Annotated in this window: 17 protein-coding genes and 1 riboswitch; of the genes, 12 read left to right on the top strand and 5 right to left on the bottom strand. The window is 48.7% G+C overall.

Translation table 11 applies throughout. The features are described 5' to 3' along the window. Positions 1-51: 51 nt before the first annotated feature. The 6 genes from WFK81_RS24720 to WFK81_RS24695 all read left to right on the top strand — a co-directional run bounded on the left by WFK81_RS24720 (position 52) and on the right by WFK81_RS24695 (position 5,729). Positions 52-471: a collagen-like protein gene (locus tag WFK81_RS24720; RefSeq protein WP_336789321.1), complete on the top strand. Its 420-nt coding sequence runs from the start codon at positions 52-54 to the stop codon at positions 469-471. A gap of 326 nt (positions 472-797) precedes the next feature. Next, the gene (locus WFK81_RS24715) at positions 798-1,964 is read left to right on the top strand and encodes a YhgE/Pip domain-containing protein (RefSeq protein WP_442956096.1); all 1,167 of its coding nucleotides are present in this window, start codon (positions 798-800) and stop codon (positions 1,962-1,964) included. A gap of 34 nt (positions 1,965-1,998) precedes the next feature. Beyond that, entirely contained in the window at positions 1,999-2,589 is a 591-nt protein-coding gene (locus tag WFK81_RS24710; protein ID WP_336789318.1) for a TetR family transcriptional regulator, read from the top strand. Positions 2,590-2,809: 220 nt separating this feature from the next. Next, a complete protein-coding gene (groES, locus tag WFK81_RS24705) occupies positions 2,810-3,091 on the top strand; it encodes a co-chaperone GroES (protein ID WP_132313193.1) in 282 nt (93 codons plus the stop codon). Positions 3,092-3,157: 66 nt separating this feature from the next. After that, entirely contained in the window at positions 3,158-4,786 is a 1,629-nt protein-coding gene (gene groL, locus WFK81_RS24700; protein WP_336789316.1) for a chaperonin GroEL, read from the top strand. 400 nt (positions 4,787-5,186) lie between these two features. Beyond that, positions 5,187-5,729 (top strand): hypothetical protein, encoded by a 543-nt coding sequence (locus tag WFK81_RS24695; protein WP_336789314.1) that lies wholly within the window; start codon positions 5,187-5,189, stop codon positions 5,727-5,729. A gap of 329 nt (positions 5,730-6,058) precedes the next feature. Here the strand turns inward: WFK81_RS24695 and WFK81_RS24690 are convergent, their stop codons facing one another. Continuing rightward, entirely contained in the window at positions 6,059-6,220 is a 162-nt protein-coding gene (locus tag WFK81_RS24690; RefSeq protein WP_336789312.1) for a hypothetical protein, read from the bottom strand. 298 nt (positions 6,221-6,518) lie between these two features. Here WFK81_RS24690 and WFK81_RS24685 point away from each other — a divergent pair, with 298 nt between their 5' ends. Next, on the top strand, positions 6,519-6,929 hold the full coding sequence (locus WFK81_RS24685) for a cupredoxin domain-containing protein (protein WP_336789310.1): 411 nt from the start codon (positions 6,519-6,521) through the stop codon (positions 6,927-6,929). 461 nt (positions 6,930-7,390) lie between these two features. Here the strand turns inward: WFK81_RS24685 and WFK81_RS24680 are convergent, their stop codons facing one another. Then, positions 7,391-7,918, bottom strand: a complete 528-nt coding sequence (locus WFK81_RS24680; protein ID WP_336789308.1) for a DinB family protein — start codon at positions 7,916-7,918, stop codon at positions 7,391-7,393. Positions 7,919-8,011: 93 nt separating this feature from the next. Then, positions 8,012-8,115: riboswitch (purine riboswitch) on the top strand. Positions 8,116-8,255: 140 nt separating this feature from the next. Between WFK81_RS24680 and WFK81_RS24675 the strand changes: the two genes are divergently transcribed. Continuing rightward, positions 8,256-8,858, top strand: a complete 603-nt coding sequence (locus WFK81_RS24675) for a xanthine phosphoribosyltransferase (RefSeq protein WP_336789306.1) — start codon at positions 8,256-8,258, stop codon at positions 8,856-8,858. Between the two features lie 3 nt (positions 8,859-8,861). Then, positions 8,862-10,136 carry a nucleobase:cation symporter-2 family protein gene (locus WFK81_RS24670; protein ID WP_336789304.1) on the top strand — a complete coding sequence of 425 codons (1,275 nt, stop codon included), beginning with the start codon at positions 8,862-8,864 and terminating at the stop codon, positions 10,134-10,136. Positions 10,137-10,213: 77 nt separating this feature from the next. Here the strand turns inward: WFK81_RS24670 and WFK81_RS24665 are convergent, their stop codons facing one another. Next, positions 10,214-10,504, bottom strand: a complete 291-nt coding sequence (locus WFK81_RS24665) for a hypothetical protein (RefSeq protein ID WP_336789302.1) — start codon at positions 10,502-10,504, stop codon at positions 10,214-10,216. A 256-nt stretch (positions 10,505-10,760) separates the two neighbouring features. Here WFK81_RS24665 and WFK81_RS24660 point away from each other — a divergent pair, with 256 nt between their 5' ends. The 3 genes from WFK81_RS24660 to WFK81_RS24650 are packed head-to-tail and all read left to right on the top strand — an operon-like array spanning position 10,761 to position 13,038. Then, positions 10,761-11,621 carry an ABC transporter substrate-binding protein gene (locus WFK81_RS24660; RefSeq protein WP_336789300.1) on the top strand — a complete coding sequence of 287 codons (861 nt, stop codon included), beginning with the start codon at positions 10,761-10,763 and terminating at the stop codon, positions 11,619-11,621. A 30-nt stretch (positions 11,622-11,651) separates the two neighbouring features. Continuing rightward, positions 11,652-12,323 carry an amino acid ABC transporter permease gene (locus WFK81_RS24655; RefSeq protein ID WP_336789298.1) on the top strand — a complete coding sequence of 224 codons (672 nt, stop codon included), beginning with the start codon at positions 11,652-11,654 and terminating at the stop codon, positions 12,321-12,323. Next, positions 12,316-13,038 (top strand): amino acid ABC transporter ATP-binding protein, encoded by a 723-nt coding sequence (locus tag WFK81_RS24650; protein WP_336789296.1) that lies wholly within the window; start codon positions 12,316-12,318, stop codon positions 13,036-13,038. Before WFK81_RS24655 ends, WFK81_RS24650 begins: the two co-directional genes overlap by 8 nt. Before the next feature lie 92 nt (positions 13,039-13,130). Here WFK81_RS24650 and WFK81_RS24645 read toward each other — a convergent pair whose 3' ends face one another. Both WFK81_RS24645 and WFK81_RS24640 read right to left on the bottom strand, forming a co-directional pair. Next, positions 13,131-14,393: an alkaline phosphatase gene (locus tag WFK81_RS24645; protein WP_336789295.1), complete on the bottom strand. Its 1,263-nt coding sequence runs from the start codon at positions 14,391-14,393 to the stop codon at positions 13,131-13,133. A 142-nt stretch (positions 14,394-14,535) separates the two neighbouring features. Further along, on the bottom strand, positions 14,536-15,030 hold the full coding sequence (locus tag WFK81_RS24640) for a CAP domain-containing protein (protein WP_336789293.1): 495 nt from the start codon (positions 15,028-15,030) through the stop codon (positions 14,536-14,538). Between the last annotated feature and the right edge of the window lie 45 nt (positions 15,031-15,075).

Genomic DNA, 15,075 nt, shown 5'->3' with positions numbered 1-15,075 from the left:
CCGCGAATGCATATGATGATTATGCCTATTCATTAAAAGGAGCGATCACATATGGGTTTTTTTCCAACGCCGGGAACCGGCGGAGGGTTTCCGGGATTTCCGGGGGGTCCTGGCGTGCCGGGAGGACCGGGAGGACCGGGGTTTCCTGGTGGGTTTCCTGGTGGATTTCCAGGTGGATTTCCGGGGACTCCGGGATTTCCAGGGGGTGCACCGGGAGGAGTTCAAGCGCCTACGGCTCCTCCACCGCAATTCGTACCACAAATGCCGTTTACCACATTTGCCATCGACCCTGGCGGGATCAGGGGCTGCTTGTTTCGCAACACATACATTTGGCTGAACAGCGGCCAGCAATTCTGGTTCTTCCCGGTATTCGTCGGGCGTAATTCTGTTGCAGGGTTCAGATGGTTCGGCTTCTTCTGGGCGTACTTCGGCATCGATTTGAATCAGATTCGCTCGTTTACGTGCTTCTAAGGCAGATAGCGAAAGAGAACAGCCAGTGGGCTGTCCTCTTTGTCATGACACATCAATAACAAAGTGATACGGTGTTCATGCGGATAGTTACATAAGGCTTGATGGAAAATTGTAGATGGGTGAAATCACAGTCGGCTGGAACAAACGCACTCGGCGACGATTATCAAAGACGGTAAGACGCTTACAGCAAAAGTCGGCCATGAAGCCAGGCTACTACACAACTACTATGAATTTGTTTGCCATTGACAAGGGAAGGCATGCTTGATAATGTATTAAACAGTTGTTTTAAACATATGTTTAAGACGAGAGAAAAATAGATAGAGGGAGTGGAGAGATTGAAACAGGCTCTGCAGGCATTTATGAAGCGCCCGACCACATGGATCGGGATTATTACGGCACTGATGTTCCAGATCATATTCTCCTTGATTTGGATGACGGGCTATGACGGGGTAACCGATCGTGCCAATCAGCTGCATATTGCGGTTGTCAATAAAGATCAGCAGCTGGGAGAGCAGGTAGCGGCAAATCTATTGAAGGAGCTGCCGTTCCAGATGTCCCGGCTGGATGATTTGGACGCTGCCAAGCAGCAGCTGGATGACCGGAAGCTTCAGATGATTATTTATATGCCTGAGGATTTTACGCAGAAGGCGGCGTCTCCAGGCGGGCACGCCAACATTCAGTATTGGATTAATGAGTCGAATCCTGCTTTAATTAAAAGTATGATGGGCGGGGTAGCCGAGCAGGTTACGGCCGAGGTCAACAAGCAGGCAGTAGCCGCCGGCGTTAAGACAACGCTTGGAGAGGCTGCCAAGATGCCGGAGGAGCAGGCTGCAACGGCTGCGCAAAGTTTGGCTGAGCGCGTAACGGCGGATATTCAGTCGACTAACGCCATACATGGCATGAACAATCAGATGGTGCCGATGATGATGGTGCTTGCTTCTTATGTAGGCGCCATGATTATGGGGATGAATCTGGAGCAGTCGGCAATGGCCGTTCAAGCCAGCGTCAGCCGCTGGAGAAGATTTGCGGCAAGAAGTATCATTAATATTGCGGCAGCAGCTGTTGTATCATTAGTAGGCTCGACATTGCTGTTATCGCTTGGCGGACAAATCGAGCAGGGCTTTTTCCATCTATGGTTATTTGAAATGCTGTTCCTGCTCACCTTTATGTTCGTATCGCAAATGTTTCTCTACCTGTTCGGGATGGCAGGCATGCTGTTTAACATTATGCTTCTGTCAGCGCAGCTGGTATCGTCGGGTACGATTGTGCCGCGCGAGCTGTTATCGGATTTCTATACCGGGCTTGGTTCCGTTCTTCCCGCAACGTATGCGGTTGAAGGAAACATGAACTTACTGTTTGGCGGACCCGGCGTAGGCCATGAGGTAGCGGTTCTCTTCCTGATTACGGCGGTAGCCGTAGCGGTAAGCGCTGCGGCGACGGGGCTGAAACGCAGCGCCGTCCGAAAGCATGAGGCAGCGGTTGCGGCCAAATAAATCGTTCTAATAGATAGGTTTGGAGGATAAGACAATGACAACGAATGAGAGCGATGTGAAGTCCCGCATCCTGCTTGCGGCAAGGAAGCTGTTCGCCAGCCAGGGCTTTGACGGGACAACGGTAAGGCAAATATGCGAGGAAGCGGGCGGGGCTAACGTCGCTCTCATTTCGTATCATTTTGGCGGGAAAGAAAATATGTTTGCGGCACTGTTTGACGCTTATTTTCCGAGCAGCCAGTTTGCCGAGGTCGACAAGAACCTGCCGCCTGTAGAGGGCGTAAAGCTTATCGTTTCCGAGGTAACGAAGTTCCGCTACAACGACCCCGAGCTTGTTCAAATTATCCAGCATGAAATCCTGCTCAATACATCACGGATCGACAAAATTCGTTATTACGTGATGCCGCTATGGCAGACGCTGCGCAAATGGCTGGAGGCGGGACGCGAGCAGGGAAGCTTTCAGTTCCGCTCGGTCGATCTAACCTTGTATTCAATAGCGGGCGTATTGCTGCTTAACCGCTATTCCGAATACTGGCAGTCGATCCGGATCGAAGAGCCGCATACGCTGGAATATACAATAGAAGAACTTACCCATTTTATAATGAACGGCTTGCAGGCCAAGCTGTAAACTTAGACGGCACGCGCATGAATTGCGTATGCCGTTTTTTAGCTAGGGCTATAATGGTGAAGGTGCCTTCCGGCAGGATGTTAATTAACTGCAAAAATGATTGAAGACACTTGAAATTGGATCCAAAAATGAGTATGATAAAAATGGTTGTTAGCACTTAAAGCTTATGAGTGCTAATTTAAAACAATAAGCGACAAAATTTTTAAGGAGGCTATTTTCAATGATCAGACCTTTAGGTGAACGCGTATTGATCGAACCGATCGCAAAAGAAGAAACGACTGCAAGCGGCATCGTTCTGCCGGATACGGCTAAAGAAAAGCCGCAAGAAGGCAAAGTGGTGGCAGTTGGCAGCGGCACGCTGAAAGACGGCGTTCGCGTTGCGCTTGAAGTTCAAGTTGGCGACCGCGTCCTTTTCTCGAAATATGCGGGAACAGAAATCAAATACGAAGGCAAAGAGTATTTGATTATGAAGGAAAGCGACATTCACGCGATCTTTGGATAAGCCCGTTTTCTAACATAGAGGGCAAGACAGAAGATACTTATTATACAATTTGGGAGGTTACCGATAATGGCAAAAGAAATTAAATTTAGCGAAGACGCTCGCCGCGCAATGCTGCGCGGTGTTGATCAACTTGCAAACGCAGTTAAAGTAACGCTTGGTCCTAAAGGCCGCAACGTGGTGCTGGAGAAGAAATTCGGCAGCCCGCTCATCACAAACGACGGCGTTTCCATCGCGAAGGAAATCGAGCTGGAAGATGCATTCGAGAACATGGGTGCTCAACTGGTTAAAGAAGTAGCGACTAAAACAAACGACGTTGCCGGCGACGGTACAACAACGGCAACCGTTCTGGCTCAAGCGATGATCCGCGAAGGCTTGAAAAACGTTACGGCTGGCGCTAACCCTATGGTTATCCGCAAAGGTATCGAAAAAGCGGTTAAAGCTGCTGTAGAAGAGCTGAAAGCAATTGCTAAACCAATCGAAGGCAAACAATCGATCGCGCAAGTGGCTTCGATCTCCGCTGCTGACGACGAAGTAGGCCAACTGATTGCGGAAGCAATGGAAAAAGTGGGCAACGACGGCGTTATCACCGTGGAAGAATCGAAAGGCTTCGTAACGGAGCTTGAAGTGGTTGAAGGTATGCAATTCGACCGCGGATACGTTTCCCCATACATGATCACGGATACAGATAAAATGGAAGCTGTTCTCGACAATCCATACATTCTGATCACGGATAAAAAGATCTCGAACATTCAAGAAATCCTGCCTGTTCTGGAGAAAGTCGTTCAATCCGGCAAACAGCTCCTGATCATCGCGGAAGACATCGAAGGCGAAGCGCAAGCTACGCTCGTATTGAACAAACTGCGCGGCACATTCACTTGCGTAGGCGTTAAAGCTCCAGGCTTCGGCGACCGCCGCAAAGCAATGCTGGCCGATATCGCTGCCCTGACTGGCGCGCAAGTGGTTACGGAAGAACTCGGCCTTGAGCTGAAATCGGCTACTGTGGACCAACTCGGTTCCGCTCGCCAAGTTCGCATTACAAAAGAAAACACGATCATCGTTGACGGCAGCGGCAACCCTGACGACATCCAAGCTCGCGTTAACCAAATCCGCGTTCAACTGGAAGAAACAACTTCCGAGTTCGACCGTGAGAAGCTGCAAGAGCGCCTCGCTAAACTGGCTGGCGGCGTAGCGGTAATCAAAGTCGGCGCGGCTACCGAAACAGAACTGAAAGAGCGCAAGCTCCGCATCGAAGACGCCCTGAACTCGACTCGCGCAGCGGTTGAAGAAGGTATCGTATCCGGCGGTGGTACAGCTCTGATCAACGTATACAAAGCTGTTGCAGCTATTCAAATTGGCGGCGACGAGCAAACTGGCGTTAACATCGTATTGCGCTCCCTCGAAGAGCCGCTTCGCACAATCGCTGCGAACGCTGGCCAAGAAGGTTCCGTTATCGTTGAGCGTCTGAAAAACGAAAAAGTAGGCGTTGGTTACAATGCCGCAACCGGCGAATGGGTAAACATGTTCGAAGCGGGTATCGTTGACCCTGCGAAAGTAACTCGTTCCGCTTTGCAAAACGCAGCTTCCGTAGCGGCTATGTTCCTGACTACAGAAGCAGTTGTTGCTGACAAACCTGAGAAAGACAAACCAGGCATGCCTGACATGGGCGGCATGGGCGGTATGGGCGGCATGATGTAAGAGGTTTAAAAACACCTTGTATTATCAAGGTTTAGGGGCTCCTTAGGGAGCCCTTTTTTTATTAACATCACAAAAAAATCACATATTCTGCAGAACTACGTATACTCATGAATTTGTCCTCTATTTATGAACAAAAGTAAAACGACATAATAATCCCGATTTAGAGCCTTGATAAATCAAGGTTCTTTTTCATTTGAACGTATTTTCTTGTCGTTTATTTTTGAAGTAAAATAAAGACAGACAAGCCTTCATTAAACGGGCAGGATAACGCAACAAACTCCACTGAAATACGTCTAAATACTGGAAGTATATCTAGGATATTCTGCTTTTTTGTTTGTTTAATAATACTGTTTGGATAGACCGATACCCGCTCGAAGCAGACCTCCAAAGGCAATGTCGTATGAAAGGTGGTAAAGGCAATATAGCAACACTTATTGTTCCAATCAACGGGTTTAAAAAGCAAAATGGGAGGGTTAAGTTCACACTTATAACCTTACTGTTAATAGCCGCCGTTATTTTCTTCGCAATAGCTTCATCATTAATACTGGGTGCTTTCCGACTTACTTATCGTCATTGGGTCATATCGGTAGGCTTTTTCCTGTTGCTACTTTTGGTTGCCGTATTTTCTTGTGGACTTATTGCTTGTCTACAAATGTACAAGAAAAGGTTCGCTGTGTTGATTCATACAGTCGGGACGATAGTACTGTTGGCAGCTGTTGGCTTTGGATTTTTTTTTGGGTGTTTCATTTCACTATTTTATACTGCCAGTATCGAGGAGCAGATGGTTGAGCGGGATGGCACAAAAATGCTTGCAGAAGTAAGTGCGTTTTTGGATGTGGATGTGTATTACTACGACTATAAAAACTGGTTTGTTCGAAGTGAAAAATACAGGATTCATGAGTGGTACGGAGACGGTGGATATAACCCATTTAAAATGAATTAATGCCAGAACCGATAACAGTAACGTATTACGATAAAAGTGGAAATCGCATAGGCAGGGTGGGACAGTAGATGAGGTAAAGCCATTAAGTAAATCCTTATTAGGTATCATAGATTTAGGTTAGTTTCCATTGATTGTTTACGCTAATGAGGAACGATAGTTGAACAACACAGCGGCAAGTGTTTGTGTACCGCGTTAAAGATTGGCAGACGGTGAACGTATACGGCTAGGCAGAAGTAAACCGCCCAAAATCCTTATTGGACTTTGGGCGGTTTATTCTTTTAATCACAACGTAACAAAAGCAAGTTCCAATTATCAAAAGAAGCTACGGTCTATTTCCCTTTAATTGTCATTGGCTTTCTCGCTTGCTCGATTAGCTGCTCTTTCATTTTCCCTCCCTTCTGGTTTACAGCAATCGTGTGCAGCAAATCCTTCTGCTGCTCGGGTTCGGCTTCCGTTATTACCTTAGAGAAGGCATTCAGTACATCATACACCTGCTCGAAAGATGTTCCGTACGTGCGGCTAGATATCCGCCAAGTCCCATCGCAAGAGCCCTTTATGCGATCTCCGCTACCCCCGCTACGATGACAAGACTTGCGTTAGTAACGGTCCCCAATAGTCCGGCAGTAGGGTAAAGGGGACGGGTCAATCCATACGTCATCTCGATCACACCTTTCGTCGCATGCGAGGCGATTTATTATGAGGGTCATTATTTTTTAAGAAACTTTAAATAATTACTTGTTATGCTTAGTTCCGGTCGTAAGAATATAGATTCCCAATAGGAGTGAGATTATGAAAACGAAATGGATTTTGTTAACGGCTTCCTTAGCAGCAACCGTTGTCGTCATGAGCGCTTGCGGGTCTTCAACGAATCAAGGCAAGGAAGCTTCGCCATCCGCCACATCGATGGCGTCACCCACAAGTTCGGCTTCTGCCGGACAGGCCGTAGAGATCAAGTTGATGGCGAAGGACTTCGAGTATGATCAGAAAGAAATTCACGTAAAAAAGGGCGATAAAGTAAAGATTACGTTGGAAAGCGATGACGGAGGCCACGGCTTTACCATTCCGGATTATAATGTAACCATTAACGGGAATGGCAGCGCCGAGTTCACGGCAGACAAAGCGGGCAAGTTCGAGTATCACTGTTCCGTGGTTTGCGGTTCGGGTCATACGAAGATGACGGGAACTTTGATTGTCGAATAAATCGGCAGCGATGCTGCAAGAAGCGAGCCGCGGTTCTTCCATCCGGCTCGCTTTCTTGCGTCAAACTTTCGGCTGGCGTACTGTCGCCGCTCGCTTCCTATGACGGAAGATGGGCGGTTCGTGGCTTACGCACAAACGCTACCGACAAAGTACGTGAATGGGGCTAGTCCCCACACATTTTCCCACATAATCAATAAAACAATATGATTTTTAATGGAATGTACGAACCGATCCTCATGTAAGAATGGACTATATGGAATAGTTGGAACATAAAAAACCGCCCAGAAGCATGGGCGGCATGATGTGATTTAATTCCTTATCGAAGCAATTCGATGAGGAAGGGCCGCGCCTTAGCGGTAAATTAAATCGCCGATCGGACAGAGTACGTCCAATGCGGAAATTCAGTCATCTAACAAAAGAGGCTGCAAATGAGCTGATACAGCTCGTTTGCAGCCTCTTTATCATTTCTTATTAAGAATGCCCAAGTATTCATGCCACGGTCCCACGTCCGTAATATAACGGTTGGCTATAACTCTGACGATTTGAGCGATATGCGTCATATCATGCACAGCCCAGGTAGCGATTAACTCCCGCACTTTTACGACGCCGAATGCAGGATGCGAACCGGTCTGTTCAAGCTTGGATTCATCCTTCACCAATTCCTTAAGTCTCGCAGTATTTTGGGTCCGGATCGCAATAAATTCACGCAAGGACTGTTCAATTGACCGGGCAGAGGTTTGATTCAAATGAGCATAACGGTCAAAGGAGGGAAACGGCGCATGTTCGCCTTCGGCGAGGATAAATTCCAAACGCGGAATCCAATTGTTTTTCTCCCCTTCAATTAGGTGCTCGATAACTTCCCGCGCATTCCAAGTCCCTTCTCCTTCGTTGCATGCCAGCCAGCCATCGGACAATCCGGATAGAAAAATCTGTAAGGTCTTTGGTGTGCGTTCCAGCACTTCAATCGCTTCGGCGAGATTAAAATTCATTTGATTACTCCTCTCCTGGAAACCGTTCTGTCCTAATAGCCTATCATAAAAAAATACCACTTGTAATCTAGCCTTCATTCCTAGTATGATTAGAAATGCATTTTTCAAAAGACTCATATAATCATGGGAATATGGCCCATAAGTTTCTACCGGATAACCATTGCAACTATCCGACTATGAGTGATCGCTTTTTTACATTTTATGTTTGCTGTACTCTTCTGTACCGGAAGTAGTAGGAAAGTGGACGAATGTAGTTCAGCGTGCACGAATTAGTTTAACGTAGGGACAGGCCAATTATGGCTTGTCCCTTTTTTTATCAACTAGAGGAGCGAAAAAGATGAAACTGCTGGAAGATCGAATACGCGAAGAAGGATTAATATTGTCCGATACGGTGCTGAAGGTGGATTCCTTCCTGAACCATCAGGTAGACACGGAGCTTGCCTTGGAGATTGGCAAGGAATTGGCGGCACGGTTTGCGGACAAGACCATTACGAAGGTGCTCACGATCGAAGCAAGCGGCATTCAATTTGCGATGGCTGCGGGTATTGCGCTTAAGGTTCCGTTCGTATACGCCAAGAAGAAAAAAGCGGTTACGCAGTCGGAGCAGATGTATTCGGCGTCCGTTCATTCCTTCACCAAGCAAGAAACCTATCAGGTAACGGTATCGAAAAATTATTTGGGACCCGGCGACAAGGTCCTGATCGTGGACGATTTTCTCGCGACGGGCGCAGCCCTGGTTGGTTTGGTTCAGATCGTGAGAGAATCCGGGGCTGAACTTGCCGGCGTTGGATGCGTGATCGAAAAAGGATTCCAAGAGGGCCGGGGACTGCTGGAGCAAATGAATGTCAGCGTGGAGTCGCTTGCAACCATTTCGAGAATGGCGCCAGGGGAAATCGAATTTGAGGAATCGGCCAAAGAGCACGTAAAGGAGACGGTATAGGGTATGCTGAGCAAACAGAGGGCATTTACATTAGGATTTCAGCATGTCTTGGCAATGTACGCAGGCGCCGTTGTTGTTCCGTTAATCGTTGGAGGCGCACTTCACTTGACCCCGGCGCAGATGGCCTACCTGATCGCAGCGGACCTGTTCACTTGCGGTCTTGCAACGATTCTGCAGGTGCTGGGCACCAAATATTTCGGCAGCAGGCTGCCGGTTATCCTCGGCTGCACGTTTACGGCAGTTGGTCCAATCATAGCGATTGCGTCTGCCTCGAATCTGGCTACGGCTTATGGAGCAATCATATTATCCGGCCTCTTCGTCGTATTGGCAGCACCGCTGTACGGAAAGCTGTTAAAGTTCTTCCCGGTAATCGTTACCGGCTCGGTCGTTACCATCATTGGACTTTCACTGATACCGGTAGCGATGAATAACGTTGCCGGCGGGCAAGGCAGCGATGACTTCGGATTGCCGCGCAATCTGTTGCTGGCGCTTGGCACGCTTATCGTGATTTTGCTCGTGAATCGGTTCGCCAAAGGCTTCCTGCGGTCCATTTCCGTGCTGATTGGACTTGCCGTTGGCACGATCGCCGGATACGCGATGGGAATCGTTAGCTTTGCGCCCGTAAACGAAGCTTCCTGGTTCAACATCGTTCAGCCGTTCTACTTCGGTACGCCGCAATTCAGCCTGACGGCCGTGTTTACGATGATTATCGTCAATATTGTCAGTATGGTGGAATCCACGGGCGTTTATCTGGCTGTCGGAAGAGCGACGGATCAGAAGGTTGAGCAAAAGCAGATCATTAACGGTCTCCGCTCGGAAGGCGCGGCCATCATGCTCGGCGGATTATTTAATGCGTTTCCTTATACGGCCTTCTCGCAAAATGTCGGTCTGATCACGCTGACTCGCGTAAAGACCCGCGACGTGATTTTTGCGGCCGGCGGCATTATGGTTGTGCTTGGCCTGCTGCCGAAGCTTGCGGCGATCACGACGGTTATCCCGAATGCGGTGCTTGGCGGTGCGATGGTTGTCATGTTCGGCTCCGTTGCGGCTTCCGGTATCTCGATCTTGTCCGAAGTGAATTTGCGCGAGGAGCGAAATCTGCTTATCGCTGCATGCAGCATTGCCGTAGGTCTAGGATCCTCGGCGGTACCGCAAATCTTCGACCAGCTGCCGGATTTTGCGAAGATGCTTCTGCAGAACGGGATCGTAACCGGGTCTATTACGGCTATTCTTATGAATCTGCTATTGTCCGGCAAGAACAACTCTGAAGAAGCTTAAGTTTCATGATCGTTGTTTGTGGGGATGTAACCTGATAGAGGTTACATCCTTTTTTGCTTCAATAAATCCTTCAAGATTCATTTGTCCTTAGCCAATTGAAGTCTTAGCTCGGCGTTTTTCACGGACAACTGCTTGGCCAGATCCGTTTGCGATTCCGTTAATTGAACGGCTTGGGCGCTGAGCTTTTTGATTTGGGTCAATTTACTTTGGTCTGCTGGCAAGGAAGCGTCAGGTTTGTCTTTTTGCAGCTGTTTGATTTTAGCGTTTATTTTGGCTATTTTACTTTTATCATGAACAATCTGCCGTTCTATTTCCGTTATTTCTCGTTTTAACCGGCTAATGATCGAAGACGTGAAACTGATGGACATGGCAAGCACCTCATAATCGAATTGGAAAGCAAGTTCAATCAGCTATAAATTCTACTATAAAAGGAGTATGGCGTATATTGGCTTCTTGTACTCGCTGTCCTCGAGTGAGGATGAGGTTATTTGGGAATGCTTCCATAGTAGGGCCAATGGATTAGAAAAACTGAAAATTATGGGAGAAAAAACCTGTATCTTTATGCGCGATTATGAATTATAATCAACTGGTTTTCTAATGAACAGACATCAGGAGTTGAATGACATGACGTTGAAAAAAAGCTTGGTTCTTATGCTTACTTTAGTTGTTGTGTTTACGCTGGCGGCATGCGGCGGCAAAAACAACGCAAATAATTCTTCCTCTAACGAAAGCCCGGCTGCATCCGCGGATAACGGTGCGGCAGAGGCGACAGGCAAGCTGGCCGATATTAAGAAAGCCGGCAAAATCGTTCTTGGCACAAGCGCTGAATATGCGCCATACGAGTTCCACAAGAATGTTGACGGCAAGGATCAAATCGTCGGCTTCGACATTGAGATCGCGAAAGAAATCGCCAAGGATCTCGGCGTTAAGCTGGAGATTAAAGATATGGACTTCGGCAACCTGCTTGCCGAGCTGAAGCTTGGCAAGATCGATTTCGTTATCGCAGGCATGACGCCGGATAAGGAACGCGCTAAAGCGGTTGACTTCTCCAAGATTTATTACGAAGCGAAACAAGGCGTTCTTGTACGCGCTGAGGATAAAGACAAATTCACAACGATGGCCGATCTTGAAGGTAAAGCGATTGGCGTTCAAATGGGTTCCACGCAAGAGAAAATCGGTCAAGGCATTAAAGGCGCGAAGCTGAAATCGCTGGGTAAAACAACGGATCTTGTTCTTGAGCTGAAATCGAAAAAGGTTGATGCTCTGATTGCCGAGCTTCCGGTTGCGCAAGGCTATGCCAATGTGAATTCGGATCTCGCATTGACAAGCATTTCGCCTGAATACGAGTCCGGCGGATCCGCTGTTGCGGTTAACAAAGGCGAGAAGGACCTTCTGGCGGAGATTCAAAAAACGCTTGATCATCTGACTGCGGACAAGAAGATTGACCAATGGGTATCGGAAATGACGCAAATCTCGGAGCAATAAACCAGGTTTACAAAAGGCAGGGTATAAAACATGGAATTAGCGTATCATTGGGATTTTTCATTTCTGAACGACTATGGTTCGTATTACTGGACAGGCATCAAAAAGACGTTAGAGGTATCGCTGCTTGCCGTTCTTAGCGGACTTGTGCTTGGCACTCTCGTGTCCCTACTCCGTTTGTCGGGACTGTGGCTGCTTCGCTTCATTGGAACGGTATACGTTGAAATCATTCGCGGAACACCGCTGCTCGTTCAGCTGTTCTTGTTCTATTACGGACTTCCGATCTTCCTTGGCTTTGATATCGGAATCTTTACGGCAGCCTATTTGACTCTTACCGTGAACAGCGGCGCTTATATTGCCGAGATTATGCGCGCGGGTATCCAGGCAGTGGATAAAGGGCAAATGGAAGCCGCCCGTTCTTTGGGGATGTCGAAAGGTTTGGCGATGCGCCAAATTATTCTTCCCCAGGCATTCAAAAACGTATTGCCCGCGCTTGGCAACGAGTTTGTCGTTGTCGTAAAAGAGTCGTCGGTATTATCGGTTATCGGTTACGCCGAATTGACTTACCAGGCAAATGCGATTAGGGGCGCCACCTATATTTCCATTGAGCCGATGCTTGTTTCGGCGCTGATCTATTTCGTCTTGATCTTTACGTTGTCCAAGCTGCTTGGCATTGGCGAACGGAGGTTGAAAACAAGTGATTAAAGTAACCGGGCTTAAGAAATCATTCGGCAAAGCGAATATTCTGAACGGCATTGACGCGGAGATCGCAAAAGGCGAAGTTGTTGTCGTCATCGGACCAAGCGGCTCGGGCAAAAGCACGTTCCTGAGATGCCTGAACCTGCTCGAGACGCCTACGGACGGCGTGATCGAATACGAAGGCAAGCGCCTTACGGACCGCAACGTAAACATCAACGAGCTTCGCCAAAGCATGGGCATGGTGTTCCAGCAGTTTAATCTGTTCCCGCATAAGACGGTGCTGCAGAACATTACGCTTGCTCCGACCAAGGTGCAGAACGTGGCAAAGGAAGAAGCGGAGAAAATCGGCCTTGAGCTTCTGCGCCGCGTAGGTCTTGAGGAAAAACGGGACGCGTACCCGAACCGCTTGTCCGGGGGCCAGAAGCAGCGCGTTGCGATTGCGCGCGCGCTTGCGATGCGCCCGCATGTGATGCTGTTCGACGAGCCTACGTCGGCACTCGATCCCGAGATGGTCGGCGAGGTGCTTGACGTCATGAAGTCGCTGGCGAAGGAAGGCATGACGATGGTCATCGTTACCCATGAGATGGGCTTTGCCCGCGAGGTAGGGGACCGTCTGTTATTTATTGACGGCGGCCAGATTGTCGAGCAGGGACCGCCTCGGGAAGTGTTTGCGAATCCGCAGCATCCAAGAACGAAAGAATTCCTTAGCAAAGTGTTGTAAGGATTATAGGAAATAATAAAAGAGACTTCGTATGGCGATTAGCCAAGCGAAGTCTCTTTTTGCAAAGCGGGGTTTGATCAAGCGGGGGACCGCTACTTCTTGATCGTAATATTCAACGCTTGAGCCAGCTTGTTGAAGATGGAGGTGTTCTCGTAAATGCCCGTGAACAGCTCCGAGCCTGCGCCTGTTGCCGTAACCGGAACGTCAACGCCCGTATGGCCGGAAGTTGTCCAGTCTACGACAAAGCTCATTTTGGAGCCCGCGATCGCAAACGGGCCGTCTTCGCCGGAGATGGTTTTGCCGTCGCCGGATTCATCCGAATCGTCTACCTCTTCTACCGAGAAGCCGCCTGTCTCGTGGTCGGCAAGAACGAGCACGAGCGTATCCGGATGCTGCTTGGCGAAGTCCTTCGCCACTTTTACGGCTTTGTCGAGCTCTTGACCGGCCTTGATCGTGAGTTTCGCGTTATTGTTGTGAGCCATTTCGTCCGTAGCTTCCTCTTCGACCATAAGGAAGAAGCCTTTTTTGTTTGCTGAGAGAGTATCCAGCGCTTTTTTCGTCATGTCAGGCAGGGAGACGATTGGGTTATAGACATCGCCTTGGCCCTCCGGCTTTTGCTGGAACATCTCTTCGTTGGCGAACAGACCAAGCAGCTTGCCTTTTGCTCTTGTCATGTCCGTTTTGTTTGTTACGTACGTATAACCAAGCGACTTCGCTTTTTTCACCAGGTCGCCTTGCGTTCCTTTGCTTTTCTCGGAAGGGTCGGCTGGTGTCTCATCGTCGAAAGCACCCTTGTTGCCTGCAGGGTACCAGAAGTCTTCGCCGCCGCCGAGGAGCACGTCAACTTTCGACTTCGTCAAATATTGCAGGGCGATATCGCTTTGCTTGGAGCGGTCCTCTACATGGGAAGCGAAAGCCGCGGGCGTAGCGTCCGTAATTTGGCTTGTTGTAACAAGACCGGTAGACATGCCTTTATCCTTTGCATATTCCATAATCGTTTTTACGCTTTTTTTGTTTGCATCCATGCCGATGGCGCCGTTGTACGTTTTTACGCCACTCGCATAAGCGGTTGCGGAAGCGGCGGAATCCGTAATGGCGGTTGTTGAGCTTGTATGAATGAGGCCGACGGAAGGCATAGAGTCCATAGCCAGCTGTCCGCTTTCGCCAACGGTAGCGAGTCGAATGGCATCACGCTGCGCGATGCCCATGCCGTCGCCGACGAAGAGAACAACGTTTTTCGCTTTTTGGTTTGCAGCGTTAACCTGATTGCCGCTCTGAACACCCGTATAACCGGTAACAACAAGTGCGGCAGCTGCTGTTCCAAGCAGTGCAGTTTTCAAGACTTTGCTTTTCATTCTTGTATCTCCTCCTATTTGATCGCTCGATTTCAACTGCATCTTACAGAGCGTCTATTAGGAGAATGTATAGGAGAAGTAAAGCTTTAGTAAAATAATGACGAAAATGGGAATATAGTTGGAGAATGACGGAAAATCAGATCTATAGTCTTACAAACTCCTGTACCCAATAAGTCCGATAGCGGCTGTTCATTGTCCCGGGTGCATACCCGACTCCCAGATGCGTAAATTTAGGAGACAAAATATTAGCCCGATGGCCCGGACTGTTCATCCAAGCTTCCATAACAGCGGCCGGTGTGCGTTGGCCGGCTGCGATATTTTCCCCGTAAGCCGTCCATTCCACGCCAAACTGCGTCAGCATTTGTCCGGGGGTGCCGTATGCGGGAGAAAGATGATCGAAATAATGGTTTTCCCTCATATCCAGCGCTTTGGCTTCCGCCGTCTCAAAAAGTGCTTCCAGTCTGATGAGGGGCTGTAGGCCGGCGGCTTCCCTTGCTTGGTTGACCAGGGCCAGCCCTTCGTCTTCAAAGCTTCCCTGCAAAGAATAAAGCAGCTCCGTCTCTGCGTTATGGCTTTCCGTGTTCGTTTTTTTTGCTGCGCCCGTTTTTTTCCCGACTGCTGCTTTCTTCTTCGTCACCCAAATGATCCCCCTAATCGCTCGTGCTGCTGGAATATGATATTC

Origin of the sequence: Paenibacillus sp. MMO-177 (assembly GCF_037147795.1) — a bacterium.
Taxonomy (GTDB): Bacteria; Bacillota; Bacilli; order Paenibacillales; family Paenibacillaceae; genus Pristimantibacillus.
This window is presented reverse-complemented; position numbering and strand designations above follow the sequence as displayed.